The organism is Xanthomonas citri pv. citri, from assembly GCF_000961215.1.
GTDB lineage: Bacteria > Pseudomonadota > Gammaproteobacteria > Xanthomonadales > Xanthomonadaceae > Xanthomonas > Xanthomonas cissicola.
Window position 1 is genome coordinate 3,113,932 of record NZ_CP008998.1, and the last position, 25,194, is coordinate 3,139,125.

Sequence of the window (25,194 nt, forward strand, 5' to 3'; positions counted from 1 at the left end):
CCTAAGGAACGATAAAGTTGGATTGAACAATCACGCTGGCTCGACCTGCCGCTTCACTTCGTGCGGTGACGCGATACACAGGGCGCAAGCAGATATCGCTGCCTGTGTAGCGAGGATCGAGATTGCATTCCAGCCACGTCTCCGATGTACCCATGTATTCGATAAAAAATTGCGGAGCCGACGCGATTGAGCCGACACTCGTAGTTGCTGCGCGCCAGCCACCAAAATTTGTGTTTTTCCATCGCTCAACTGCTGTCGCATCCGGCCTTGGGCAGACGCCATTGGCACACGCCCCGCCCGCTGCAGCCGCGGCAATCGCAGCGTGCTCGGCGTTGGTACGACTTGCAGCAAGTGCCTCACCTTCACGAAGCGCTGCTTCAGCCGCCTGAAAGCTGAGATTGCGATCCACCAAATTTGCGCTCATGCGCTCTTCAAGGACAGTGCTCCGCAAGACTGCTGATCCAAGCAGCGTCATGATGAGCAGCAGAATGAGCACAACAACCAGCGAGACGCCCTGTTGTCGCAGCGGACGTGAAATTGAAGGAGATCCGCTCATGGAGCCCTATTCCTGAGAGTGATGACCTGGCTTACTGTGCGTGACAGCGCTGCATTGTCCACACCGTTACGATCGGTTCCCGCCAGCGTCAAAGTGATTCTGACTGCCGTCACCTGGCTCCAACGGCCTGCAGTGCTCGCCGCATCTCCATAACTTGCGGTTCCGTCAACTAGATAGGTCATCGCCATGTTCTGTACACCTTCTGCAACTTCCTGCGCCTGGACACTTGCGACTCCACCTGTATTGATCAGGGTGGACTGGTAAAGCCCTCTGGTACGTCCATTGGTACCGATATACCAAGCTGACGCATTGAGACGGGTAATCGTGGCGTTAGGGCCGAAGGTAAACAGAGAACCACCCAGGCCGAGGCGATTGGTGGCATTCCCAGGCGTACCACTCGCGCCGTGAGCAATTGAGACGGTACCTGCCGCACCTGTCATCTGGAAAATAGCCCCCAGACGCATCACACCGCCTGTTTCGGCATTGGGTCCACACACCATCAATAAGTCACCAGGCATCAAGCCGTGAGATGCGGTATTGACGGTAAATGTTGCGGCGGCCGGGGCATGCGCCGTCACGACCGCTGTGGCATCCCCGGATGACAACAGCGATAGCGCGTCTGTACCGGCAATCCGTTGGCCTGCGGTTGTTGTGCCAAAACTGATTCCCGGAATCGCGGTGGCCCCGTCATATCCTTGAAGGGTTCCGTTTGTTGTACCGACGTTCCAGTTGGTCCACCAACGCGAGGTCGGCGCATTCAGCACGTTCACCATCGCCATATTATTGCTACTGTTACAGGGATTACCTCCAGCTTCTCGAATATCGCGCGCCATCAACTCAAAGGCGATACGCGCATTTTCTTGAACACGGCTAAGACTATCGGTAGCAGCTGCAGTGCGACGACTCGTTAGGAACAGGCCGATAGCAGCCAATGTCACCAACAATCCCAGCACCAGAGAAATCAGCAGCTCAATCAGCGTAAAACCACGCACTGGTTTGCGCAAAGAGTAAACCTTGCTCATAGCCTGGTAACCACGCTGAATTCGCGCTGTGCCGAGTTATCGCTGGACCCGAGCGCAGTTGCACGACTGTCGTCCCAGCGCACCGAGACAGTGCAACGCACTCCATTGGCCTCGCACTGGATAGAACCGCAGGCCGTTGCTCCCATACTCGACTTCAAGGCCGTGATCCAATCTCGTCGGTCATTGGCAGCAAGATTGCCTCCAGCAGGAACGTTACATGTCATCGCGGTGTTGTATGCCCCCGCGCGCGCAGCGGTCAGATTGGCGCGCATAGCGTCCAGAATCGCGTACGACTGAACGACCATCTGACTACGCTCAAGGGAACTGCTGTTGTTCTGAAGTGCACGGGCCTGCATTGCTGCAATTCCAAGCATGCCGATGCCTAGGATCACAACTGAAATCAAAACCTCGATCAGGCTTACACCGGCCTGACGTCGGCGACTTTCTATCGCTGGCGTTCTCATCTGCCTTTTCCTCAATTCAAAGCTGGTGCATCGGCGGGCGTCTGGCACTGCGGGTCTGTTCCGCGTGTTATTGCTACACGGCTGCCCCCTGCTATTGACACGATGCGCTGGTTCTCTGGCGGCCGCGTGGTCGCCATACAGATGGACACGGCCCCCACCAAGAGCCTCGCACCAGTCGAGTCACGCGCAAGTCCGTCAGGGCGAAAGACGATCCGCGCGCTAGCGGAAGAGATCGCAGGGCTTACGCTCACCTGCAGCTGCGGCCTGACCTCACTGACACGCAGGACTTCGGTGCCACGTAAAACGATCCAACGTGCCCAGTTGCCGCCATTCGCGCACGTTGCGCCGTCACTGGATGGGCACAGGGTCACACTGGCGTTACTACGTACCGCCTCAGAACGGGCGAGCTGGAGTGATGCGGACAGCTCGTTTGCCGCAGCCGACAGCCGATTGCTATTGATAAGCGCTGTGAAGTTTGGAAACGCGATTGCCATGACGATCGCCAGCACGATGATCGTCACCATCATCTCGATTAGCGAGAAGCCGAGCTGCGCCTGGAATGCCGGGCGCCGAATGTAGGTCATACGGCAGCCTCCCCAGGCAGCCAAATACATGAGTGCACCCTACCCAAGGCTTGTCCCAGCTACCAATGCTTGACGACGGACGGCCACTGCGGATGCGTGAAAGGCAGTTTCCCAAACCGCTCAAGACACGGGCATGATGTGTAGCAAGCCTCCGAGCCCCCTTACCGATGCCAACCGCTACCGGCGAATCATTCTTGCAAGCCCTGTGGGACTCTCGTACTCTGGTGTGCGTCGTGCTCGTGGCGGAAGCAATCGCGGCAGCACTGAGCCTAGCGCCAGGCACACAGATCGGCTGGATCAGCTTCGGAATCACATCATTCATGACGCAATGGACGGCACTTCTGACTTTGGCCGGCCTGTATGTTTTTCGCCATCACCTTAGGAATGCACGCCCAGTCATGATAGCCAAGGTCACCCTTGCGCTTCTCCTGATTGCCGCAGCGTTAGTACTATTTATTGCAATGGCGGTGGTCGGTGGCGCGTGGTCGATGGGTACACGCAACTGGCTGGAACTGCTACTGCGGACCGAAGGCATCGCGCTGACCGTCGGATTGTTGGGAATGTGGGCCTTCCACACACATTGGCGCGCGCGCCAATATGCAATACGTGCGAAGCAGTTCGAGCTGGAAGCGTTGAGGGCGAGAATCCAGCCGCACTTTCTGTTCAATACACTCAATACGGGGGCAGCGCTCGTACGCCTGAATCCAGCGCGTGCCGAACGCTTGTTAATGGATCTGGCAGAACTATTTCGAGCGACATTGGCTGGGCCAGAGCACATACTCCTCTCCAAAGAACTAGACATCGCAAAGCACTATCTGGATATCGAGCAAATCCGCTTCGGAGAGCGCCTGAGCATCGTGTGGAAGGTTCCTGATGAAATCCCGCCCGTGACAGTTCCTTCTCTATCTATCCAGCCCCTTGTTGAGAATGCAATTCGCCATGGTGTGGAACTCCGTTCAGAGGTATCGCAGATAGTTGTAGAAGTCCGCCAAACATCGGAAACGATTGTCGTAGAAGTCAGCAACCCCCTGCCGCCTGACAAGACGACAGCGCGCACCGGGCACCAAGTAGGACTTGCCGCCGTCCGTGCCCGGCTACACGATCTTGACAGCAGAATGGGACTTCAAACTACGACGCAGGGCAACCAGTTTCTGGCTACCCTGCATGCCCCGCTCGCAGAGATACCGTCTCGCTAATCTAGGTCACCACCCGATAACAAGGCCGATAGTCCCCAGAGATCTTCATCCGGCGCTGCTCGACAAAGCCGCGCAGGAGTTCGTCCAGGGCCTGCATGATCTCGGGGTCGCCGTGGATTTCGAAGGGGCCGAATTCCTCGATGCGACGCATGCCGTCTTCCTTGACGTTGCCGGCCACGATGCCGGAGAAGGCGCGGCGCAGGTCGGCGGCCAGGGCCGGCGCCGGGCGGCCGTGGTGCAGGTCCAGTGCGGCCATCGCTTCGTGGCTGGGCTCGAACTGTTGCTGATACTCGAGCGGGATGTGCACGGACCAGTTGAAGTAATACGAGTCTTTCTGGTCCTTGCGGTGCGCGCGCACTGCGTGCACCCCTTCGGCCATGCGGCGCGCCACGGCGACTGGGTCGCCGACGATGATCTCGTAGCGCGAGGCGGCAGCGTCCCCCAGGGTGAGGCGAATGAAACGGTCGATCTGCTCGAAGTACGGCGCGGCGATGGTCGGGCCAGTGAGGATCAGCGGGAACGGCACGTCCGCGTTTTCTTCGCGTAGCAGGATACCGAGCAGGTAGAGAATTTCCTCCGCGGTGCCGACGCCGCCCGGGAATACCAGGATGCCGTGCCCGATGCGGACGAAGGCCTCAAGGCGCTTCTCGATGTCCGGCATGATCACCAGATGGTTGACGATCGGGTTCGGCGATTCGGCGGCGATGATGCCGGGCTCGGTGACCCCGATGTAGCGGGTATTGTGCTTGCGCTGCTTGGCATGCGCGATGGTGGCGCCCTTCATCGGACCCTTCATGGCGCCTGGGCCGCAGCCGGTGCAGATATCCAGCCCGCGCAGGCCGAGCTCGTAGCCGACCTGCTTGGTGTACAGGTATTCGTCGCGCGAGATGGAATGGCCGCCCCAACACACGACCAGGTTCGGGTCCAACGGCTGCAGGATGCGTGCATTACGCAGCTGACCGAACACGGCATTGGTGATGCCTTCGCTGGTGTCCAGATCGGCGCGTTGCGCTTCGAGCTCGATGGCCATGTAAGCGAGGTCGCGCACGACGGCAAACAACAGCTCCGCCACGCCGCGGATGATCTCGCCATCGACGAAAGCCATTGCCGGCGCGTTGGTCAGATCGATGCGGATGCCGCGATCCTGCTGGTTCACCTGGATGTCGAAATCCGGGTAGAGATCGCGCGCGGCGCGCGGGTCGTCCGATGCGCTTCCGCTGGTCAGCACGGCCAGCGCGCAACGGCGCAACAGCTCATGCATGCCACCACTGGATGCGTCCCGCAACCGGGCTACTTCTGCCTTGGACAACACATCCAGACCACCACGCGGGTAGATCCGCGCATCCACCACCGGCAGCGCCCGTGCTGCCGTACTGCTGAGTTCCATAGCATGCTCCTGTCGTATGCACGGAACTTTAGCGTACTCACCCGCACAAAAGAAAACGGCCGGGAGACCCCGGCCGTTTTTGCAAACATCGACACGCTAGCCGGCTTTAGAACTGGTAGCGGAAGCCCAGCTGCAGCGCCCAGCGGGAGATGCCCTTGTCGTCGTAGATGGTCGCTGCATCCGGCTCGTTGAAGCGGTAAACGTACTTGCCAGTTGCTGCATCGATACCGCCGTATTCAGCAACGCCCTTGAAGCCCGGGAATGCGTACTCATCGACGCGACCCCATTTTTTGTTGAGCAGATTGCCGACATTCATGACGTCGACCCAGATCTGCGCCTTGTTGCCATCGAAGAAGCCAGGAAGCTCCTGCTCAATGTGCAGATCGAATTGGTTGACCCACGAATTACGTACCGCATTGCGGCCGGCAACCTGGCCCTTGTGCGTGGACAAGTACTGGTCGTTGTTGACGTAGTTCCAGAACGCGTTTTCTTCAGCCGCGTTACGGAACAGCACATCGCCACGCGCCGCCGGGATGTACAACAGGTCGTTGGAGCGACCGTCGCCATTGGCGTCGTTGTCGAACGTATAGCTGTAGGGACGACCGCTGCGGCCTTGATACACAAGACCGACCTTCGTTGCAAAATCCCCGAAGAAATTATGCTTCCACTGCAGCGTACCCAGGAAACTGTCCTTAATTTCGTACGCGGAGGTTGCATTGACCTCTTCATTCGCCTGGAAGGTTGCGGTGTTGAGCAACTGCGAACTCGAAGTGGAACTGGTCAGACCACTGACTTCCTTCGCGTTTGAGTAGGTGTAAGCCAAACTCCACGACCAGTCGCTGTCATTGAACGGCTTGTTCAAGCCGACAGTGAAACTCTGCGAGCCACCCTGATCGGTGGAGCGCGCGATGATGGCATCGTTGAAGCTCGTGTTGCGACCAGCACGGATATCGGTACCGCTGTTCACACATGACGAACCAGCCGCCACGCCGGTCTCACGAAGACAGGCATTACCGAGGGAATTCCAGTTAGCCGGATTGCGGCCATTGGCATTCCAGTAGATATCACGACCATCCTGGCCAACTGCCGTCGGATTACCAAGATTGAGCTGCTGGTAATAAATCGCTTCCTTGACCTTGGTCACCACACCTTCCATCGAGGCGACGATGCCGTACCACGGCAACTCGGTATCGAACGCGAGGTTTGCTTTCCAAACGGCCGGCTGACCCAGATCCTTGTCAACAAAGTCGACCGACTGCGTGGCGCCCGATGTTCCGCGCGGCTGGTTGTTGATATCCGGCGTGAAGCGGATACCACTGTTGGACGCGTTGTTGAAGTTGTAATCGGTATAAGCCAAACCAGTGTTGGAATACGGGTTGGACAACCAAACCGACGCGGCAGCACCCTGGAACAGACCAACGCCGCCACGCAGCTGGGTAGGACGATCTGCATCGAAGGTGTAGTTGAAACCAAAGCGCGGCTGCCACAAGCCGTTGCCGTCAATGGTTTCATCATTGCGGAGACCGAATGCGTTGAACGCAGCCTGGTTGAACTGCGGTGAGTTCTTCACCATCGGCTCGTCATAACGCAGGCCGAAGTTCATTGTCAGGTTGCTATTGACGGCCCAAGAATCCTGCAAGAACACGCCCACGTTCCGCATGCCCCACTTCGCAGCGATATTGTCGATCCCGGTGGGCGAATACGAGTAACGATACGCGTTCGGCAAATTTGCCTGGTAATTGGCAACCGAATTGAAGGTGTAGCTACCGAAGACACGCGGCCCATACAAGTTGTAGATGTCGTTGTCTTCGTAGTCGAACCCGAACTTGACCGTGTGGTCGTTCAAGAACAGCGTGCCGGCGAAGAACGCGTTCCAGGTTTCGGTGCGCAACTCGTTAGCCTGGGTATTGGCCTCAGTACCGAGGTTTAAGGTGTTGTTGCCGAAACGCACAGCGATAGCCGGCAACTGCGATGCCGCAGTACGAACTGCCGAGTAATCGCGATACGACACCTTGGCTTCGGTCGAGAAGGTATCGGTCCAGTCGCTGAACAACTGACCGGTGTAGGTCTCAAGTTCGAAGTCGCGCACATAATGGTACGAGTTCAACGCCAGCTGGTTGTTGCCGAAACCGTTGAGATTGGCCGTGCTCTGCTCGGACTTGCCATAGCGGAACGAACCACGATGCTTGTCGCTGATGTTCCAATCCAGCTTGAAGCCCTTCTCTTCCGAATCAGAATCCAATGCCGGCAAGGCCAGGGTCCCTGGGTCGAAGCCATAGACATTGCGCGAGATATCGATCACCTGATCGACCTGCGCCTGGGTAATACCGACTTCATTGCTGGCACCAGAACCGGTCGGACCGTAGCCACTGTTACCGGTAAACACGCCCTTGCCCTTGTACTTCTCGTAGTTCGCGAAGAAGAACAATTTGTCCTTGACGATCGGGCCACCCAGGGTCAGACCATACGTCGCTTCGTTGTCGAACAGCTGCGGGCGGATGTTGTTCTGGTTCTTGCCCGACCAATCGTTCTCACGATAAGTGCCGTAGACCGAGCCGTGGAATTCGTTAGTACCCGACTTGGTGACGGCATTGATCACGCCACCGGTGCCGCCACTGATCGTCACGTCGTAGTTCGCCACGTCCACCGAGATTTCATCGATGACGTCCATCGAGAACGGCTGGCGCGGGGTCGGCAGGCTGTTGGATTCCAGGCCGAAGGCATCGTTAGTGCTGATGCCGTCGACGCGGATCGCGTTGTAGCGCGGGTTCTGGCCGGCGATGGAGATTTCGTTGCGCGCCTTGTCGGTTTGCGCGACGCGCGGATCCAGGCGCACATAGTCCTGCAGGTTACGGTTGATCGACGGCAGCGACTCGATTTCTTCGCGGGTCACGTTGGTACCGGTGCCCATCTTGTTGGCGCTGAAAATGGCCGAGCCGTAGTTGCCGGCGATCGCCTGCACGGTGCCCAGCGTCGCCAGATCGCCGCCCAGGGCGGCATCGACCTGGTTGACCTTGTCCAGATTCAGATACACACCTTCGCGGGTGGTGTTGCCAGCGCCCGAGGCGGTGATGGTGATGGTGTACGGGCCGCCCACACGCAAGCCGCGCGCGTTATAGCGTCCGCTGGCATCGGTGGTGGCGCGGCTGACCGTTCCGGACTCCACGTGCGTAATGGTGACTTCGGCGTTCGGGACGGGCTGGCCGCCGCTGCCGGTCACCAGGCCGGCGACGCCAGCCGAGGTGCTTTGCGCAAACACAGGAGCGGCGGCGAGCGCGGCGACAAGGCCAAGCGTCAGCTTGGACATGCGGAGATAACGGGGGTGGGTCATTTCGGTAGCCTCGATACAAGTTGGGCAGTGACAAAAAGGCGCAGTCAGCCCAACCGTTCCCGGGGGTGGGCTGCCGATGATCTGGGATCCCTTGCCGCGCGACTGGTTGCTGCCGCAACGGTTAACAACAGATTAACACGCTAAGGCCTGATTGTGACGGCGGCGTGACAAACTTCGCGCGCTGCTACATGAATTGCGAAGGTAAAGGCGGAGTCGCCAAATCGTGCAAGATCGCAACCGGAGCGAGACGCACGTCGCGCCTTTGGAGCTGCCGCGTCGGCAGATACGATCAACAGGCCCAAACGCCTGCCTTCGGCCAATGCATGCGTGCTGCACATGGGGTTGCCACATGGCCATGCACTCCGCCGACTATGACACTCCACTTGCCGTCTTGCTTCACTGACCGATCGACCTCAAGACAGTCGCCAGCGGCCAAGGGCGACCCGTCCCCATCGTCCAGAAACCATCACGTGGCACCGCGACTGTCTGGGCGCCATGTTGCGCTAGTCAGTCGCTGGAACCATGGGCCGCGAGCACGTAAACCACGCCAGTGCGGGTTGAGACCTAGCCCATCGGCGCACATTGCGGCCATACCCCGAGGTAATCGGCAAGCCGCCGAGAGCTGCGCTAGATCGACACCGGCAGCTTGAAGTACGTGCCCAGGCCGTCCAGGAACATCTGTACCGAGATGGCGACCAGCAGCATGCCCATCAGGCGCTCGATGGCCGTCAGGGCGCGGTGGCCGAGCAGTTTGTACAACAGCGGCGCGGCGGCCAGGATCGACGAGGCGCCGATCCAGGCAATCATCAGCGCAAGGCTCCAGTCCCACAGCCGCGTGGGCTCGTTGCTGCCCATCAGCATCACCGCGGCCATGCCGGACGGGCCGGCCACCAGCGGGATGGCCAGCGGCACGATGAAGGGCTCGCCGTCGGGGATTTCGCCCATCAGGCCCTCGGGCCGCGGGAAGATCATGCGGATGCCGATCACAAACAGCACGATGCCGCCGGCAATGGCCACCGATTCCTGCCGCAGGTGCATCAGCTCCAGCGCGTACTTGCCGCCCCACAGGAACGCCATCAACACGCACAGCGCGATCAGCAGTTCACGCGCAAGCACGAAGCGCTGGCGCTTGGGCGGCAGCGGCTTGAGCACGCTGAGAAACACTGGAATGTTGCCCAGCGGGTCGAGAATCAGGAACAGCAGCAGCGCCGCGGAAAGAATGGTCATACCGGCGGACTCCAGATCGCACCGCGATGCATCGCCCCCGCGGCTGACAGTACGCCGACGCACGCAGGGGCGTAACGTGCGGCCTCGACCGCGTCGTTGTCTTCGTGATGGGTGAAAGCGCGTGCGCGCAATGCGGTGCGCATCGGGCCGGGCTGCAGGCCGCTGACGCGCACCGGGCCGGCGGCGGTTTCATGATGCAAGGTGGCGATCAAGCCGCGCTGCGCATGCTGGGCGGCGCCATACGCTCCCCAATAGGCCTGACCCACACGCGCGGGGTCGTCCACCACGAAGACGACTGCCGCATCGTCCTGCTGCCGCAACAGCGGCAAGCATGCCTGGGTCAGCCAGGCGCGCGCGGTCAGGTCGACGTGCAAGGTGCGTGCGAAATCGGTAGGTAAGACGAGTTCGGTTGGCGTCAGGCCGGAAAAGTCGGCGGCGCAGTGCAGCAGGCCATGCAGGCCACCAAGCTCGGTCTGCAACCGTTGCGCAAGCGTGGCGTAGTCGTCCGGCGTGGCGCCGGCCAGATCCAGCGGATATAGCAGCGGCTCGTCACCCAGCGCTGCAACCGCGTCGTAGATGCGTTCCAGCGGGCGCACCTTGCGACCAAGCAGGACCACCGTGGCGCCTGCCGCCGCGCATGCCTGCGCCGCAGCGGCGCCAAGGCCACCAGCGGCGCCGGTGATCAGCACGACACGTCCCGACAAGGCAGCCGACTGCGACTGGGCCTGCACCGAACTCACGGCTGGTACGCCTCGCTGACGATGCGCTTGAGCTCGCCGGCTTCGAACAGCTCCAGCGTGATGTCGCAGCCGCCGATCAGCTCGCCATGGATGAACAGCTGCGGAAACGTGGGCCAGTTGGAGTAGCGCGGCAGATTGGCGCGCACTTCGGGTTCTTCCAACACGTTGACCGTGCGCAGTTGGTCGGCACCGGCGGCGACCAGGGCCTGCACGGCGCGACTGGAAAACTCGCACATCGGAAATTGCGGGGTGCCTTTCATGAACAGCACGATCGGGTGTTGTTCGACTTCGGCCTGGATCCGTTCCATCACCGGCATTGGACTCTCCTGACTGGGAGCGGCAGGCCCGACCGCCGGGTCGGATAGACTTCCGCAAAGGCGCGCATTGTAAGCCTTCAGCGCGACCTATCGCCGCACTCCCTTCGCTGCCACTGACATCATGCCGATCGAACACGTTGCACTGCCCTACTCCCGCGCTGCCCTGGAACCGCATCTTTCGTCTGCGACACTGGAAGCGCATCACGGCGTCTGTCACCGCAGCGAGGTCGAACAGCTCAACGCGCGCCTGGAAGGCAGCGAATTAGCCGAGCTGACGCTGGAAGAAATCATCGCCCAGGCGCAGGGCACGTTGTTTCATCTCGCCGCGCAGGTGTGGAACCACAATTTCTATTGGCAGTGCCTGCGTCCGCGCGCTGGCGGGGAGCCGCTTGGGCGGCTGGGCGAGGGCATCGCCAAATCGTTCGGCGACTTCGTGCATTTCAAGCAGGAGTTCAATCGTGTGGCCTTGACCAGCTTCGGCTCGGGCTGGGTGTGGCTGGTGCAGCGCCCGGACGGCGCGTTGGCGGTGGTCGCCACACCCAATGCCTCCACCCCGCTCACCGGGCCGGACGTTCCGCTGCTCGCCTGCGACATCTGGGAGCATGCGTATTACCTTGACTACCAGCAGGATCGCGCGCGCTACCTGGAGGCTTTCTGGAAGCTGGTGAACTGGGATTTTGTCGCAAGCCGACTGGGCTGACCTGCCCGCTCAGCTTTCAGTCGCAGATGCAGACTGGCTCATCTGCTGAAACATTGCAGGACGGGTCCGCGTCCGACACCGACTTGCCTCGCAGACGGCGCGTGACGTCGCACGTCATGGCCACCGACATGCTGCGCCCATCACCCTTCGTTCAAACGCGCAACCACCGGCCGGGCTTGCGCATCGCGCTGCAGCGCCGCGCCGGCGTCGCTCACTGCCAGCGCAAGCGCCTGCGCCGTCTCCGCGCGCAGCGTTGCGTGCCCCACCTTGCGTCCATCGCGGGCTTGCTTGCCATAGTCGTGCCAATGCCCACCGGGCACCGCCAGAAACGCCCTGGCGTCTGGCATCGCACCCAGCCAGTTGAGCATGCAGGCGTGGCCACGCATCGCAGTACTGCCCAGTGGCAAGCCAAGGACCGCCCGCACATGATTTTCGAATTGCGAGGTCTCGGCGCCTTCGATGGTCCAATGCCCCGAGTTATGCACGCGCGGCGCCATTTCGTTGGCAAGCAACTCACCGTCGCGCATGAACAGCTCCAGCGCAAATACGCCGACGTAGTCGAGCTTTTCCGCCACGGCACGCGCGTGCGATTCGGCCGAGGCTTGGAGTGCCGCCTCCACGCTGGCCGGTGCCAGGCTGGCCGACAGCACACCGTCCACATGCCAGTTTTCGGTCAATGGCCAGGCGCGGAATTCGCCATCGCGCCCACGCACTGCAACCACGCTGACCTCGCGCTGGAACGGCACGAACGCTTCCACGATCAATCCGACGTGCGCCGCCTGTGCGCCCAGCGCGTCCCACGCTGCATCGGCATCGGCGAGCGACTTGATACGGAACTGGCCCTTGCCGTCGTAGCCGAAGCGGCGCGTCTTCAGCACGCAGGGCGTGCCGATCCGTGCGAGCGCTGCATCCAGGCCGGCGCGGTCGTCGATCGCGGCAAACTCCGGCACCGGAATGCCGAGCTCGCGGAACAAGGTTTTTTCGCTGAGCCGGTCCTGCGCAACCGCAAGCGCAGCCGGACTGGGAAACACCGGCACCTGGGCGGCAAGTTGCTGCGCGCTGGTGGCCGGCACGTTTTCGAAATCGAAAGTGATCACATCCACCTGCTCGGCGAATGCGGCAAGGGTCGCCACGTCATCGAACGCGCCAACCTGCAGCGGTGCCACCTGGCCAGCGCAGGCATCGGCTACCGGATCGAAGACCGCAAAGCGTATGCCGAGCGGCGCACCGGCAAGTACCAGCATGCGCGCCAGCTGGCCGCCACCCAGAATGCCGAGCGTGCTCATTGGCGCGGGTCGTCGCTGGCCATGACATCGTCGGTCTGCTTGGCGCGGAACTGCGCCAGCGCCTGACCGATCTGCGTCTGCTCCGGCGCCAGCATGGCCGCCGCAAACAACGCCGCATTGGCCGCACCCGCATTGCCGATGGCGAAGGTGGCCACCGGAATGCCGGCCGGCATCTGCACGATCGACAGCAGCGAATCCATGCCGTTAAGCGCCTTGGACTGCACCGGCACACCAAGCACCGGCACTGCAGTCTTGGCAGCCAGCATGCCCGGCAGATGCGCCGCGCCGCCGGCGCCGGCGATGATCGCGCGCAGTCCACGGGCGCCCGCCTGTTCGGCGTAGGCGAACAAGACGTCCGGGGTGCGGTGCGCCGAGACCACCTTGACTTCGTACGGCACGCCCAGCGCGTCGAGCTTCTGAGCTGCGTGTTGCATGGTCTCCCAATCCGAACGGGAACCCATCACGATGCCGACCAGCGGCGCGGAGTGGTTGGAGGTCATGGCCCTGCCCTGCGGTAAAGACGTATTCTAGCCAATCTCCACGCAAGACAAGACTTCGATGGATCGCAAATTGCTCGACCTGCTGTGCTCGCCCGACACCCGCCAGCCGCTTTCGCTGCTCGACGGCAAGGGCCTGGAAGCACTCAATGCCGCCATCGCAGGCGGAGCCCTTCAGCGCGCCGACGGCGCCGCACAAACCCAGCCGCTGCGTGAAGCGCTGATCACCCGCGACCGCAAGCAGATCTTCCGCGTCGACGACGGCATTCCGGTGCTGCTGGCCGAAGAAGCCATCGCCACTGCACAAATCGCCGACTTCCCCGAGAAGTGAGCCTGCCCGTGCGCACGAACGTGCCGGACGCGCCACCCGTCGAATCGATCGAGGCGGATGTGGCGCGCGCCCTGGCCGAAGACATGGGCAGCGGCGATGTCACCGCCGCGCTGCTGCCCGACCAGGCCGACAGTGCCTACCTGCTGTGCAAGCAGGATGCGGTCATCGCCGGCCGTCCCTGGTTCGATGCCACCCACCGCGCGCTCGACCCGCAGGTACGCATCGACTGGCAGGTGCACGAAGGCCAGCACGTCGGGGCCGGCACGGTGCTTGCGCTGTTGCAGGGGCGCAGCCGTAGCCTGGTCAGTGCCGAACGCACCTCGCTCAATTTCATGCAGACGCTGTCTGCCACGGCGACCACCACCGCGGCGTATGTGGCTGCGGTGGCCGGGACGCAAGCGCGCATTCTGGACACACGCAAGACGCTGCCGGGCCTGCGCGCCGCGCAGAAATACGCTGTGCGCTGCGGTGGTGGCGACAATCACCGCATCGGCCTGTTCGACACGGTGATGCTCAAGGAGAACCACATCCGCGCCGCCGGCTCGTTGAGCGCTGCCGTGCATGCCGCACGCGCGCGGCAACCGCAGTTGCCGCTGGTGGTGGAAGTGGAAACGCTGGAGCAACTGCATGAAGCACTGCAGATTGGCTGCACGCGCATCCTGATCGACGACTTCGACCAGCCCATGCGTCGAGAAGCGGTGCGTATCGTTGGCGCATTACCGCCAGAACGGCGCATTCCGCTGGAAGTTTCCGGCAGCGTGGATCTGGCCGGCATTCGCGCGATTGCCGAAGACGGGGTGGACTGCATTTCGATTGGCGGGCTCACCAAGCATGTGCAGGCAGTGGATCTGTCGCTCAAACTCGGCCCGCCGCCAGCGCGCTGATTTCACGCGTGCGCGCAGCCGGCTCTGGCAGCCTGCTGCGATGTTTCCATGCAGGACCTGCAATGACCGTCAAACCTTGGCCGTGGATCTGCTTCTTGCTGGCAGGTATCGGAAGTAGCGCTGCGGCTGCGGAGGTGTGCGATATCCCGCCACGGTTCGGAACGAGTCCCGCCGCGACCGCCATCGTGCGCAGCGCCTGCAATGAGCACCGGCTGTGGCAACGTCCGTTTATCGATGCCAAGGGGCGCCTGGCCAGCCTGGGCGTCACCGAAGCCGAATCGGGCTATCTGGCCGATCACGGCGTGGTCGCCTGGCAACGCGTTGCAGGCTACTGGCGCGACAGCGGCACGCTTGCGTCGATGGGCGGCAGGCCTGGCGCATCGAGCTGCGTGGCATTGGATGGCACGCGCTACACCGCCAGCGACTGCCGTGCATTTCTGATCGACAACCCATGGTCGGCCGCTTTCATTTCCTGGGTGATGACGCAGTCGGGGCTGAGCGGTTTTCATCGCTCCGCGCGGCATCTGGATTACATCCGCAGCGCCTACAACGACGGCGCTACCGGGCCGTACCGGTTCACCGATCCGGCAGCCGAGAAGCCGGCGCCCGGCGATCTGCTGTGTCTGCTGCGCGGCCGCAGCACCGCGATGGGCTATGCCGGCCTGAAGGCCGCGTTGGGCGGCAGCGCACCGATGCCATGGCAGTCGCATTGCGATGTGGTGGTGGCCGCCAATGTCGGCGGCGATCGCACGCTATACCTGATCGGCGGCAACGTGTTCAACACGGTGATGATGCGCAAGATGCCGTTGGATCGTGCCGGCCGCGTCGTGTTGCCGACACCGCAGTCGGACAGCACCCAGGACCAGAACGAAGACAGCCTGGGCATCGCCAGCGAATGCACGCCGGCGCACGAAGAATTGTGCGACTTCAATCGCCGCGACTGGGCCGCACTGTTGAAACTGCGTCCCGATGCAGCAGTGGCTGCGCCGCCGCCGACGGCGCCGCTGCCGACACCCGACACCGCGCCTGCAGAACAAACGATGCCGCCGGGCTTCCCGCGGGTCGTACCGCCGCGCCCGGAAGCACAGCCTTCGCCGACACAACAACCTGAGTAAGGTGAGATAGCCCTTGTCCTGTGGGAGAGGGGTTGGGGTGAGGGTACGTGACGGAGGCTTCGTTCAGCTCACAGCACGAGGCTCCGCCCGTACCCTCATCCGGCGCTGCGCGCCACCTTCTCCCGATGGGAGAAGGAATTAATACCAATCCCACACAACAAAAAAGCGGGCCGAAGCCCGCTCTTTCGTCATGCATCACGCGTGATGCATCAGCGCGCAGCGATTACTCGGCCGACGCCTGCACGCCTTCGCCTTCTTCCACTGCCTTGATCGACAGGCGGATGCGGCCCTGCTTGTCCACTTCCAGCACCTTGACGCGGACCAGATCGCCTTCCTTCAACTTGTCGCCGACCTTCTCCACGCGCTCGCTGGAAATCTGCGAGACGTGCACCAGGCCGTCCTTGCCCGGCAGGATGGTGACGAACGCACCGAAGTCCATGATCTTGGCGACCTTGCCTTCGTAGATGCGGCCCGGCTCCACGTCCGAGGTGATCTGTTCGATGCGCGACTTCGCAGCCTGCGCAGCGATGGCATTGACCGAGGCGATGATGATCGTGCCATCGTCCTGGATGTCGATCTGCGTGCCGGTTTCCTTGGTGATGGCCTGGATGGTCGAGCCACCCTTGCCGATCACTTCGCGGATCTTGTCCGGGTGGATCTTGATGGTGAGCAGGCGCGGCGCGTAGTCGCTCAGCTCCTGACGCGGGGTGGTCAGCGCATGCGCCATCTCGCCCAGGATGTGCAGACGGCCAGCCTTGGCCTGCTGCAATGCCTGCTTCATGATCTCTTCGGTGATGCCTTCGATCTTGATGTCCATCTGCAGGGCGGACACGCCTTCGGCAGTACCGGCCACCTTGAAGTCCATGTCGCCGAGGTGATCTTCGTCACCCAGGATGTCGGAGAGCACGACGAAGTCGTTGCCTTCCTTGACCAGGCCCATTGCGATACCCGCGACCGGCGCCTTGATCGGCACGCCAGCATCCATCAGCGCCAGCGAGCTGCCGCAGACCGATGCCATCGAGGACGAACCGTTGGATTCGGTGATTTCCGAGACCACGCGGATGGTGTACGGGAATTCTTCCAGGGTCGGCATCACTGCCAGCACGCCGCGCTTGGCCAGGCGGCCGTGGCCGATTTCGCGACGCTTCGGCGCACCGAAACGACCGCACTCGCCCACCGAGTACGGAGGGAAGTTGTAATGGAACAGGAAATTTTCCTTGTACTCGCCCGACACCGCGTCGATGACCTGACCGTCGCGCGCGGTGCCCAGCGTGGTGATCACGATCGCCTGCGTCTCGCCGCGGGTAAACAGCGCCGAGCCATGGGTACGCGGCAACACACCGGCCGTGGCGCTGATCGGACGCACGGTATCCAGTGCACGACCGTCGATACGCACCTTGGTGCTCAACACCGAACCACGCATGGTCTGGTATTCCAGCTCGCCGAATTCCTTGGCCAGATCACCGGCAGCCCAGCCTTCGATGGTGGCGCGCGGCGCCAGTGCGCCCAGCACGTCCTTCTTGATCGCGGAAATCGCATCGCGGCGCTGCAGCTTGTCGCGCACCTGGAACGCCGACGCCAGCTGGTCGCCCACCGCTTCCTTCAGGGCAGCGATCATGCCGTCGTTCTTCGCCGGGGCCACCCAGTCGGACGGCTTGGTGCCGGCCTCGACGGTCAGCTCGTTGATGACGTTGATGACCTTCTGCATCTCGCGATGGCCGAACGTCACTGCGCCCAGCATGACTTCTTCGGACAGCAACTCGGCTTCGGACTCGACCATCAGCACCGCGTTGGCGGTACCGGCCACGACCAACTCCAGCTGCGAATCCTTCAGCTCGGTCACGGTCGGGTTGAGGATGTATTCGCCGTTCTTGTAGCCGACCTTGGCGGCGCCGATCGGGCCCTTGAAGGGAGTGCCTGCCAGCGACAGTGCAGCCGAGGCGCCGATCAGCGCGGCGATATCGCCGTCGATGTCCGGGTTCATCGACATCACGGTGGCGATGATCTGCACTTCGTTCTTGTAGTCCTCCGGGAACAGCGGACGGATCGGACGATCGATCAGGCGCGAGATCAACGTTTCCTTCTCGGTCGCGCGTCCTTCGCGCTTGAAGAAGCCGCCCGGGATGCGGCCGCCAGCGTAGAACTTCTCCTGATAATCGACCGTCAGAGGAAAGAAGTCCTGCCCTTCGCGCGCGCTCTTGGCGGCGACGGCGGTGACCAGCAGTACGGTGTCGTCGACCTTGACGATCACGGCGCCGCCTGCCTGGCGAGCGATTTCGCCCGTCTCAAGAGTGACGGTGTGCTTGCCGTACTGGAAGGTTTTGGTGATTTTTGCCACGGAGGTTTTTTCCCTTAGGTATTGCTGTCTGCGTTGGACCGTCGTCGACCCATGCCGAGAACGGGCGGCCGGGAGGCTCCGGCCCAAGAGTGCGTATTGCTTGAAACGTCGTGCGATTGAACAAAACAAAACCGCGGCGCATCGCTGCGCCGCGGCGGTAGGACTCGATTAGCGGCGCAGGCCGAGCTTCTCGATCAAGGACTTGTAACGCTCGTTGTCCTTCTTCTTCAAGTAGTCGAGCAAGCTGCGGCGACGGTTGACCATCTGCAGCAGACCACGACGGCTGTGGTGATCCTTCTTGTGGGTCTTGAAGTGGCCGGTCAGCAGCTCGATGCGCGCGGTCAGCAGAGCGACCTGCACTTCCGGCGAACCGGTGTCCTGGGCGCTGCGCTTGTTGTCTTCAATAACTTTCTGGGTGTCGACGGACATGATGTTTTCTCGATAGATGCGTGGTCGACAGGAACGTGCATGACGCACCGTCGGACTCGCCGTTTGCTTAGGATGAGCGCGCTTGGCGCTAAGGTGCCCCGATCGGGGCCGCGAAATTGTAACGTCGCCCGGCCCAGGGAACAAGTTGACAAAATCTTAACAGGCCGGAATTTCGTTCAGTCCATTGAATAATCGTTGTGGCGACAAGCGCCCGTCGGCGTCCACCAGGCCTAGTCCGGAGGGGGTTCCGTCAGGTCCGAATACGGCCACCTGCCCCGTTGGAAATGCGGCATCACGCAAGCGCTGGCCCATGCGAAAACGCGCCGCGCGGGTTTGATCGAGCACGATTCGCGCAAAATCGGCCAGGCCGGCCTCGATCGGCAGCAATAGTGTCTGCGCCTCGGCACCCGCTTCCAAAACTGCCGACAACGCCTCCAGCGTGATCATCTGCGGAGCGCGAAACGGCTCCACCCACAGCCGACGCAGCGAGGCGATGTGCGCTCCACATCCCAGCGCCTCGCCCAGGTCACGCGCCAGGCTGCGGATATACGTGCCCGAACCGCAGGTCACGCGCAGGCGCAGACGTGGGGCGCCGTAGCCCAGCACCTCGATCGCCTGCACATCCACCTCGCGCACCGGCGCTTCGATACGTTCGCCGCGTCGCGCCTTGGCGTACAGCGGCTCGCCGCCCTGCTTGAGCGCGGAATAAATCGGCGCCTGTTGCTGGATACGGCCGATGAAAGGCGCCAGCGCCGCCTGGAGATCGGCCTCGCTCAGATCCGGCACCGCACGCTCGCGCAGCGACTCGCCGTCGGCATCGTCGGTGTCGGTGGTGACGCCCAACACGATCTCGGCGTCGTACGCCTTGGCTGAACCGAGCAGCAGTCCGGCGATCTTGGTCGCTTCGCCAAAACAGAGCGGCAACAGGCCGGTGGCCAGCGGATCCAGGCTGCCGGTATGGCCGCCCTTCTCTGCACGCAATAACCGGCGTGCGGCCTGCAGTGCATTGTTGGAGCTCAGCCCCGACGGCTTGTCCAGCAGCAGGATGCCGTGCAACGGGCGGTAGACGATGCGGGGTTTCAAAGGATCGGTGCTCGAATCAGGCGCAGTGCGCGCCCGCGGGAATCAGGGCCGCGGCAGAAGCGGCAGGCCGTGACAGCGCTCAGCGCTGTTCGGCATCTTCGTCGCTGGACGTGGCCTCGGGGCCAACGTCGTCAAGGTCACGCAGCAGATTGTCGATGCGTTCGCCGCGATCGACCGAATCGTCGTAATGGAAGTGCAGCTCGGGTACGTGGCGCAGCTTCATCGCGCGCGCCAACTGCGTACGCAGCTGGCCGGCGATTTCCTTGAGCCCCTTGACCGCTTCGGCCGAACGCTCCTGCTGCAGCGCGGTGACGAAGACCTTGGCGTGCGCCAGGTCGCGACTGATTTCGACGTCGGACACGCTGACCGACGGCAGGCCATTGTCGCGCACGGCCGCGTGCACGATCGTGCCGAGGTCGCGACGCACCTGCGCAGATACGCGGTCGGTGCGATGGAATGATTTGGTTGGCATGGTCGTGGACCTGGTTGATTCGGAGGGCCAGTAGGCACCGAAGCCAAAAACAAACGCGGGCGGCCATGCCGCCCTCGCCTTGCAGAACCTGCACTGGACAACGCAGGGCGGAGTCCGGGGCCCGCGGGCCCCGGCAGCCGTTACAGCGTACGGGCCACTTCGATACGCTCGAAGCACTCGATCTGGTCGCCGGCCTTGACGTCGTTGTAGGCCTTCACGCCGATACCGCATTCGGTACCGTTGCGCACTTCGTCGACGTTTTCCTTGAAGCGACGCAGCGATTCCAGCTCGCCTTCGAACACCACGACGCTGTCGCGGAGCACGCGGATCGGCTTGCTGCGCTTGACCACGCCTTCGATGACCATGCAGCCTGCAACCGCGCCGAACTTCGAGCTGCGGAACACATCGCGCACCTGTGCGATACCGATGATCTCTTCGCGGATTTCCACGCCGAGCAGACCGGAGGCCACCTGCTTCACCTGATCGATCACGTCATAGATGATCGAGAAGTAACGCAGGTCGATCCCGTTGGACTCGACGATCTTGCGCGCCGAGGCATCCGCACGCACGTTGAAGCCGATGATCGTCGCCTTGGAAGCAGCGGCCGAATTCGCGTCGGATTCGGTGATGCCGCCCACGCCGGAGTGGATCACGTTGATGCGGATGTCCTCGTTGGACAACGCCACCAGCGACTGCTTGAGCGCTTCCACCGAGCCCTGCACGTCGGCCTTGATCACCAGGTTCAACACCTGCTGGCCTTCGCCCTTGCCCATCTGGGCCAGGATGTCTTCCATGCGGTTGGTCGCCGAGGCAACCAGACGCGACTCGCGGCGCTTGGTTTCGCGCTGCTGCGCCACGTCCTTGGCCAGACGCTCGTCGTCGACGACCACGAAGTCGTCGCCAGCTTCCGGCACGCCGGACAAACCCAGGACCTGCACCGGAATCGACGGGCCCGCCGAGGCCGGCTGATGGCCGGTTTCGTCGAACAACGCACGCACGCGACCGTACTGGATGCCGCACACCAGATAGTCGCCACGCTTCAGCGCACCCTGCTGCACCAGCACCGTCGCAACCGGGCCGCGGCCCTTGTCCAGCGAGGATTCGATGACGGTACCGCTGGCGCGGCCCTCGGCCACGGCCTTGAGTTCCAGCACTTCGGCCTGCAGCGAAATCGCGTCCAGCAGCGTGTCCACGCCGGTACCGAGCTTGGCCGACACTTCGATGAACTGGGTGTCGCCACCGAATTCTTCGGCCACCACGTTTTCGGCCAGCAGCTCGTTCTTGACCCGCAGCGGATCCGCGCCGGTCTTGTCGATCTTGTTGACCGCCACGATCAGCGGCACGCCTGCCGCCTTGGCATGCGCAACCGCTTCCTTGGTCTGCGGCATCACGCCATCGTCGGCGGCAACCACCAGCACCACGATGTCGGTGATCTTGGCGCCACGGGCACGCATCGAGGTAAACGCGGCATGGCCGGGCGTATCCAGGAAGCTGATGACGCCACGACCGGTTTCGACGTGGTACGCACCGATGTGCTGGGTAATGCCGCCGGCTTCGCCGGAGGCGATCTTGGTACGGCGGATGTAATCCAGCAGCGAGGTCTTGCCGTGATCGACGTGACCCATGATGGTGACCACCGGCGGACGCGACGTGGCCTCGCCCTGCGCATCCTCGGCATGCGCCAGCAGCGCATCCTCGAAGTCGGCATTGTCGGCACGCACTGCTTTATGGCCGAGCTCTTCGGTCACCAGTGCCGCAGTGTCGTGATCGATGCTCTGGGTGATGGTCGCCATGACGCCCATCTTGAACAACGCCTTGACCACGTCGCCGCCCTTGAGCGCGAGTTTCTGCGCCAGGTCTGCAACGGTGATGGTCTCGCCGATCGCCACTTCACGCACCACCGGTGCGGTGGGGCGCTCGAAGCCGTGCGGGCCGCTGTTGGCCTGGCTGCCGCCACGGCCGCTGTCGTTACCGCGGCGCGAGGACGACGAACCCGGGCGACCGGTCGGCTTGCCGCGCACATTGGAACGCCGTGCGCGATCGGCCGCGGACAGATGCAACTGCCCGGCGAAGCGCTTGGTCGCATCGTCGTCCTCGACCCCGGCCACCATGACGTGCGAACCGCGCGTCTTGTGCTTGGCGGCATTACTGCGGTCGTCCGCACGTGCCGGCGCTGCCGGACGCGAGGCCGGAGATGCACCCGCCGGGCGTGCCGCACGCGGTGCGGAGGACGGCGAAGAAGGCAAACGCGCAGCCGGCGCCGCGGCAGACGGCTTCGGCGCATCAGCAACCGGGGCCGGCGCACTGGCAGCCGCAGCGGCTTCCTCGGCAGCCTTGCGCTCGGCTTCTGCACGGTCCTTGGCGGCCTGCTCTTCCTCGCGCTTGCGCTGAATTGCTTCGTCGCGCACGCGGTCGCTTTCGGCCAGGCGCTGCTGCTCTTCGAGGTTGCGCTGACGCGATTCCTCGAGCTTGCGCAGGATATCGGCGCGTTCTTCGTCCGGCGTCATCGGCGCGGCGCGGCCGCCACCTTCGTTCTCGGACTTCACGTAGGTGCGCTTCTGCCGCACTTCCACGTTGACCGTGGTCTTGGTGCGGCCGGCGTTGACAGTGACTTCCTGCAGCTTGCGCCGGTTGAGCGTGATTTTCTTGGCTGCTTCGCTCGCCGCTTCGGCAGACGTTTCGGCCTTGCCGTGCGTGCGACGCAGGAAGCCAAGCAGTTTCATCTTCTCGGTGCTGGTCACGACCTGGTCGGGACCGCTGAACTTCATTCCGGCCTCGGCCAGTTGAACCAGCAGTTTATCGACCGGCGTATTGACCAGTTCGGCAAGCTTGCGGATGGTGGTTTGCTGCGACATTCGGATCCTATGATCTGGTTGGCGCCCCCTCGCCCAGAGCAAGGGATACGCTGATTCTAAGCCCTGATGGGGTCAGGGCGCGGTTCATTGCCGGCTCATTCGCCGCGCTCCAAACGGGCGATCTCCTCGGCGCGGGCCGCCAGGATCAGCGCCGCAGCGCGCTCCTGGGTCATGCCCTCAATGCCGAAGTCGACGATCTCGTCCGCTGCCAGGTCGGACAAGTCCTCGCTGGTGCGCACGCCGTGCTCGGCCAGCGCAAAGGCCGTTTCCTCGTCCATCCCCTCCAGCGCCAGCAGGTCCTCGGTGGGCTGAGTTCCTTCCAGGCCCTCCTCCTCGGCCAGCGCGGCGTTCAGCAGCGCATCGCGGGCACGGGCGCGCAGTTCTTCAACGATGTCTTCGTCGAAGCCCTCCACCGCCAGCAACTCGCCGACCGGCACGTAGGCGATTTCTTCGACCGTGTTGAAACCTTCGGAGACCAGGATCGCGGAGATTTCCTCGTCCACTTCCAGGCGGTCCATGAACAGCTGGCGCGCCGCGGCCTGCTCGGCCTCGGACTTGGCGGCCACCTGGTCGGCGGTCATCACGTTGAGCTGCCAACCGGTCAGGCGGCTGGCCAGACGCACGTTCTGGCCGCCCTTGCCGATCGCCTGCGCAAGGCGGTCTTCCGCCACGGCCAGGTCCATCGAGTGCTTGTCTTCATCGACGATGATCGACTGCACTTCGGCAGGCGCCATTGCGTTGATGACGAAGTTGGCCGGGTTCTCGTTCCACAACACGATGTCCACGCGCTCGCCATTGAGTTCGTTGGACACCGCTTGCACGCGCGAACCGCGCATGCCGATGCATGCGCCGATGGGGTCGGTGCGGGCGTCGTGCGCGATCACGGCAATCTTGGCGCGGTCGCCCGGATCGCGTGCGCAAGCCTTGATCTCGACCAGGCCCTGGCCGACCTCCGGCACTTCGAGCTTGAACAGTTCGATCATGAATTCCGGTGCGGCACGGCTGACGAACAGCTGCGGGCCACGTGGCTCGGAGCGCACTTCGGCCAGATAACCGCGCACGCGGTCGCCGGGACGCAGCACGTCGCGCGGAATGCCCTTGTCCTTCGGAATGAAGGCTTCGGCGTTGCCGCCAAGATCGACAAAAATATTGCCGCGCTCTGCGCGCTTGACCACGCCGGTGATCAACTCACCCACACGATCCTTCCACGCATCCACCACCTGCTGACGCTCGGCCTCGCGCACACGCTGCACGATCACCTGCTTGGCGGCCTGCGCGGCGATACGGCCGAAGTCGGGATTCTCGATCTGTTCTTCGATGTAATCACCCACTTCCACGCCATCGGCTTCGTCGATGGCATCCATCAGACGCACCTGGCGGTCAGGGGATTCCATCACCACATCATCGGCAACCACTTCCCAGCGACGGTAGGTTTCGTAAGTACCGTCCTTGTGATCGATGGTGACGCGGGCCAGCACGTCCTGGTCGGGATAGCGCTTCTTCGCTGCGGAAGCCAGTGCGGCCTCGATCGCTTCGAAGATCACCTCGCGCGGCACGCCCTTCTCGTTGGCGACCGCATCCACTACCAGCAAAAGTTCCTTGCTCATTTCGTCACTCCGCGCGCGGCTTGCCAGCCGCCGACTCGTTGGATGGTTTCTTCTTTTCGTGCCCGGGTTTTTTCGGGCCGGGCTTGTTCGGTTTCTGCGGTGCCAGACCCAGCGCAACCCAATCCGGCACGATGCGCGCTTTGTCGATATTGTCGTAGCCGATCTGCACGTCCTTGCCATCGACGGCGAACACCACCGCAGCTGCCTCGGCATCGATGCGCAGGATCTGGCCCTGGAAGCGGCGCCGACCATCCTGCGCCAGCTTCAAGACGATCTTTGCCGACTCACCGGTGTGGCGCGCGAACTGTTCAAGCGTGAACAGCGGACGATCCACACCCGGAGATGACACTTCAAGCGTGTAGTTGCCGCTGATCGGGTCTTCGACGTCGAGCTGAGCGGAGACTTCACGGCTCACGCGCTCGCAGTCGTCGACATTGATGACACGCTCGGGCTGTTCGGCCAGCGGCACATCGATATATAGGCGCAAAGTGGCGCCGCCTGGAGCGGGAAGATATTCCACGCCCAGCAGTTCCAAGCCCAGGGACTCAACCGTTGGACTCAGCAGATTCGCGATTTCGGTCGCTTTTTCGCTCACAGACTGCCCTGATCAGATGATTGCCAGTAGAACCCCGGCAACCGGCAGCAAACTTTCCGGTTCCGGAAAAAACAAGGGGCCCGATGGGCCCCTTGCGTGAAAAAAGCCCGACCTCTCAGGGTCGGCGTAAAGACGGGAACATGCGTCCTTACGATCCAAGAAGCTGAATCACTGCGAT

The 25,194-nt window shown here is 62.6% G+C and carries 23 protein-coding genes; 5 read left to right on the top strand and 18 right to left on the bottom strand.

Features of this window, described 5'->3' with window-relative positions:
* Nucleotide 1: 1 nt before the first annotated feature.
* The 4 genes from AMD14_RS13985 to AMD14_RS14000 are packed head-to-tail and all read right to left on the bottom strand — an operon-like array spanning nt 2 to nt 2,626.
* Nucleotides 2-556 carry a pilus assembly PilX family protein gene (locus tag AMD14_RS13985; RefSeq protein ID WP_011051754.1) on the bottom strand — a complete coding sequence of 185 codons (555 nt, stop codon included), beginning with the start codon at nt 554-556 and terminating at the stop codon, nt 2-4.
* Nucleotides 553-1,578: a PilW family protein gene (locus AMD14_RS13990; protein ID WP_011051755.1), complete on the bottom strand. Its 1,026-nt coding sequence runs from the start codon at nt 1,576-1,578 to the stop codon at nt 553-555. The genes AMD14_RS13985 and AMD14_RS13990 overlap by 4 nt, the downstream gene beginning before the upstream one ends.
* Entirely contained in the window at nt 1,575-2,042 is a 468-nt protein-coding gene (pilV, locus tag AMD14_RS13995; protein ID WP_011051756.1) for a type IV pilus modification protein PilV, read from the bottom strand. Before pilV ends, AMD14_RS13990 begins: the two co-directional genes overlap by 4 nt.
* A gap of 11 nt (nt 2,043-2,053) precedes the next feature.
* Nucleotides 2,054-2,626, bottom strand: a complete 573-nt coding sequence (locus tag AMD14_RS14000; protein ID WP_011051757.1) for a GspH/FimT family pseudopilin — start codon at nt 2,624-2,626, stop codon at nt 2,054-2,056.
* 167 nt (nt 2,627-2,793) lie between these two features.
* On the opposite strand from AMD14_RS14000, the gene AMD14_RS14005 reads away from it, so the two are divergent.
* Nucleotides 2,794-3,822 carry a sensor histidine kinase gene (locus AMD14_RS14005; protein WP_011051758.1) on the top strand — a complete coding sequence of 343 codons (1,029 nt, stop codon included), beginning with the start codon at nt 2,794-2,796 and terminating at the stop codon, nt 3,820-3,822.
* Between the two features lies 1 nt (nt 3,823).
* Here AMD14_RS14005 and ppnN read toward each other — a convergent pair whose 3' ends face one another.
* The 5 genes from ppnN to grxD form a co-directional block, all read right to left on the bottom strand.
* Entirely contained in the window at nt 3,824-5,209 is a 1,386-nt protein-coding gene (gene ppnN / locus AMD14_RS14010) for a nucleotide 5'-monophosphate nucleosidase PpnN (RefSeq protein ID WP_015463386.1), read from the bottom strand.
* Nucleotides 5,210-5,315: 106 nt separating this feature from the next.
* On the bottom strand, nt 5,316-8,540 hold the full coding sequence (locus AMD14_RS14015) for a TonB-dependent receptor (RefSeq protein ID WP_011051760.1): 3,225 nt from the start codon (nt 8,538-8,540) through the stop codon (nt 5,316-5,318).
* A gap of 627 nt (nt 8,541-9,167) precedes the next feature.
* Complete coding sequence (locus tag AMD14_RS14020; RefSeq protein ID WP_003485603.1) at nt 9,168-9,767, bottom strand: YhgN family NAAT transporter; 600 nt, start codon at nt 9,765-9,767, stop codon at nt 9,168-9,170.
* A complete protein-coding gene (locus tag AMD14_RS14025; RefSeq protein WP_015463387.1) occupies nt 9,764-10,507 on the bottom strand; it encodes an SDR family NAD(P)-dependent oxidoreductase in 744 nt (247 codons plus the stop codon). The genes AMD14_RS14020 and AMD14_RS14025 overlap by 4 nt, the downstream gene beginning before the upstream one ends.
* A complete protein-coding gene (gene grxD, locus AMD14_RS14030) occupies nt 10,504-10,824 on the bottom strand; it encodes a Grx4 family monothiol glutaredoxin (RefSeq protein ID WP_003485599.1) in 321 nt (106 codons plus the stop codon). Before grxD ends, AMD14_RS14025 begins: the two co-directional genes overlap by 4 nt.
* Before the next feature lie 121 nt (nt 10,825-10,945).
* On the opposite strand from grxD, the gene AMD14_RS14035 reads away from it, so the two are divergent.
* Nucleotides 10,946-11,524, top strand: a complete 579-nt coding sequence (locus tag AMD14_RS14035; protein WP_003485595.1) for a superoxide dismutase — start codon at nt 10,946-10,948, stop codon at nt 11,522-11,524.
* A gap of 140 nt (nt 11,525-11,664) precedes the next feature.
* Here the strand turns inward: AMD14_RS14035 and AMD14_RS14040 are convergent, their stop codons facing one another.
* Together AMD14_RS14040 and purE are read right to left on the bottom strand one after the other, a co-directional pair.
* A complete protein-coding gene (locus tag AMD14_RS14040) occupies nt 11,665-12,810 on the bottom strand; it encodes a 5-(carboxyamino)imidazole ribonucleotide synthase (RefSeq protein ID WP_011051762.1) in 1,146 nt (381 codons plus the stop codon).
* Entirely contained in the window at nt 12,807-13,310 is a 504-nt protein-coding gene (purE, locus tag AMD14_RS14045) for a 5-(carboxyamino)imidazole ribonucleotide mutase (protein ID WP_003485592.1), read from the bottom strand. The genes AMD14_RS14040 and purE overlap by 4 nt, the downstream gene beginning before the upstream one ends.
* A gap of 58 nt (nt 13,311-13,368) precedes the next feature.
* On the opposite strand from purE, the gene AMD14_RS14050 reads away from it, so the two are divergent.
* The 3 genes from AMD14_RS14050 (at nt 13,369) to AMD14_RS14060 (ending at nt 15,637) form a co-directional block, all read left to right on the top strand.
* Nucleotides 13,369-13,638 (top strand): Trm112 family protein, encoded by a 270-nt coding sequence (locus AMD14_RS14050; RefSeq protein ID WP_003485590.1) that lies wholly within the window; start codon nt 13,369-13,371, stop codon nt 13,636-13,638.
* Nucleotides 13,635-14,522, top strand: coding sequence for a carboxylating nicotinate-nucleotide diphosphorylase (gene nadC / locus AMD14_RS14055; protein WP_015463388.1), 888 nt, complete (start codon nt 13,635-13,637; stop codon nt 14,520-14,522). The genes AMD14_RS14050 and nadC overlap by 4 nt, the downstream gene beginning before the upstream one ends.
* 62 nt (nt 14,523-14,584) lie before the next feature.
* Entirely contained in the window at nt 14,585-15,637 is a 1,053-nt protein-coding gene (locus tag AMD14_RS14060; RefSeq protein WP_015471879.1) for a DUF2272 domain-containing protein, read from the top strand.
* A 223-nt stretch (nt 15,638-15,860) separates the two neighbouring features.
* Here AMD14_RS14060 and pnp read toward each other — a convergent pair whose 3' ends face one another.
* The 7 genes from pnp to rimP all read right to left on the bottom strand — a co-directional run bounded on the left by pnp (nt 15,861) and on the right by rimP (nt 25,016).
* Nucleotides 15,861-17,975: a polyribonucleotide nucleotidyltransferase gene (gene pnp / locus AMD14_RS14065; RefSeq protein ID WP_005920229.1), complete on the bottom strand. Its 2,115-nt coding sequence runs from the start codon at nt 17,973-17,975 to the stop codon at nt 15,861-15,863.
* Between the two features lie 168 nt (nt 17,976-18,143).
* The gene (rpsO, locus tag AMD14_RS14070; protein ID WP_003485583.1) at nt 18,144-18,404 is read right to left on the bottom strand and encodes a 30S ribosomal protein S15; all 261 of its coding nucleotides are present in this window, start codon (nt 18,402-18,404) and stop codon (nt 18,144-18,146) included.
* 156 nt (nt 18,405-18,560) lie between these two features.
* On the bottom strand, nt 18,561-19,487 hold the full coding sequence (gene truB, locus AMD14_RS14075; RefSeq protein ID WP_003485581.1) for a tRNA pseudouridine(55) synthase TruB: 927 nt from the start codon (nt 19,485-19,487) through the stop codon (nt 18,561-18,563).
* Between the two features lie 79 nt (nt 19,488-19,566).
* Nucleotides 19,567-19,959 (bottom strand): 30S ribosome-binding factor RbfA, encoded by a 393-nt coding sequence (rbfA, locus tag AMD14_RS14080; protein WP_011051765.1) that lies wholly within the window; start codon nt 19,957-19,959, stop codon nt 19,567-19,569.
* 140 nt (nt 19,960-20,099) lie between these two features.
* The gene (infB, locus tag AMD14_RS14085; protein WP_011051766.1) at nt 20,100-22,814 is read right to left on the bottom strand and encodes a translation initiation factor IF-2; all 2,715 of its coding nucleotides are present in this window, start codon (nt 22,812-22,814) and stop codon (nt 20,100-20,102) included.
* A 95-nt stretch (nt 22,815-22,909) separates the two neighbouring features.
* On the bottom strand, nt 22,910-24,421 hold the full coding sequence (gene nusA / locus AMD14_RS14090) for a transcription termination factor NusA (RefSeq protein WP_011051767.1): 1,512 nt from the start codon (nt 24,419-24,421) through the stop codon (nt 22,910-22,912).
* 4 nt (nt 24,422-24,425) lie between these two features.
* Nucleotides 24,426-25,016 carry a ribosome maturation factor RimP gene (gene rimP, locus AMD14_RS14095; RefSeq protein ID WP_011051768.1) on the bottom strand — a complete coding sequence of 197 codons (591 nt, stop codon included), beginning with the start codon at nt 25,014-25,016 and terminating at the stop codon, nt 24,426-24,428.
* Between the last annotated feature and the right edge of the window lie 178 nt (nt 25,017-25,194).